Consider the following 1,290-nt stretch of genomic DNA (forward strand, 5'->3'; position numbering starts at 1 on the left):
GCGCGTTAAGGCTTCAATGGTCAGGCGGTCAGCCGACGACAGGACGAATGCTGTGAGTGGTCTTCCCATTCAAAAGCAACGACCAATCTGCTTTTTTGTTCGAAAAACTCCCCTGACTAAGCACTAGGCACTGGCGACTAAAATTATCGACTATTGTTAGGGCGCGGATTTTGCGGCCGTCGAAGAGGTTATCTGCCACGAAATCCATGCTCCAGCTCTGGTGCAAATGACCCAGCTGGAGCCGTGCTAATCGGTGCGCCGCGGCGCGATTACGGCGCGGCCGCTTGCTACGCAAGTTCAAGCCTTCCAAGCAGTACAGCCGATGGACACGCTTGTGGTTGTCCGGCCAGCCTTCCCGGCGTAGCAGGACATAAAGGCGTTGACTGCCGTAGCGCACGCGCACTTGCGCCAATTCGCGCAAACGCTGGCGTAGAAAGGGCCCTCTCAGGAAACGGAGAATATCGCACGTTAAGGAATTCGGGAACCTGATCAGAGCTTGGTACAAGCTCCCGTTCTCTGGTAGTCATAAGGAATTCGCTTTTCTGCCTACAACCCGACAATAGAATCGGTGATTTTGAATATGTCGCCGATAAGAGGCTGAGTATGGAACGCAGGGCTGTTCCCAGCAATTCAATTCGCAAATGCCGCCACTCCGCCAGCTTGGCAGGCTCAACTCTGCTTCTTTGTCAATGGTTACAAGTTAAGAACGGTCGTTCTTAGCATGTAACTTCGTGGTTTCAGTCAGTATTCAGTAGCTTCGACCATTCGGCATGGACTATAATTTTGTATCTGCGGGCCTCGACTCTTCGGCAAGGCCAGAGCGGCCTGGGCCTGGAAGGCCAGCGCCTAATTGCCCACCGCTTCCTGCAGCCCGGCGACCGGATCGTGTCGGAGTACATCGAAGTAGAGAGCGGGCGTAAGAACAACCGGCCGGAAATGGCACAGGCGATTGTCGAAACCCGCACGCTCGGAGCAACGCTGCTTGTGGCCGAGATGTCGCGTCTGGCCCGTAGCGTCTACTTCACTTCGAAGCTGATGGAGGAGCGGGTGCGCTTCAAAGCCTGCGATATTCCCAATGCCGACGAGTTTACCATCAACATCCTGGCGGCTGTCGCCCAGAAAGGGGCCAAGGATATATCTGATTCTACCAAGCGGGGACTATCCGCTATAGCAGATTCGTGAACGGTGTATCTTACGGCGAGGTTTGGTCGTAAGTCCCAGGATGCAAGCTTATTCACTGGATTTACGCACGCGCGTGGCTGCGGCGTGTCAGCACCCCGGGGCGCGGCA

Annotated in this window: 1 protein-coding gene and 1 pseudogene; one reads left to right on the forward strand and one right to left on the reverse strand. The window is 55.3% G+C overall.

What is annotated here, in order from left to right:
* Window positions 1–109: 109 nt before the first annotated feature.
* A pseudogene (locus tag E5J99_RS20870) lies at window positions 110–433 on the reverse strand (IS3 family transposase); the annotation flags it as partial.
* 350 nt (window positions 434–783) lie between these two features.
* Here E5J99_RS20870 and E5J99_RS20875 point away from each other — a divergent pair.
* Window positions 784–1,182 carry a recombinase family protein gene (locus E5J99_RS20875; protein ID WP_167852282.1) on the forward strand — a complete coding sequence of 133 codons (399 nt, stop codon included), beginning with the start codon at window positions 784–786 and terminating at the stop codon, window positions 1,180–1,182.
* Window positions 1,183–1,290: the final 108 nt, after the last annotated feature.

Origin of the sequence: Hymenobacter elongatus, assembly GCF_004745955.1 — a bacterium.
Classification (GTDB): Bacteria; Bacteroidota; Bacteroidia; order Cytophagales; family Hymenobacteraceae; genus Hymenobacter; species Hymenobacter elongatus.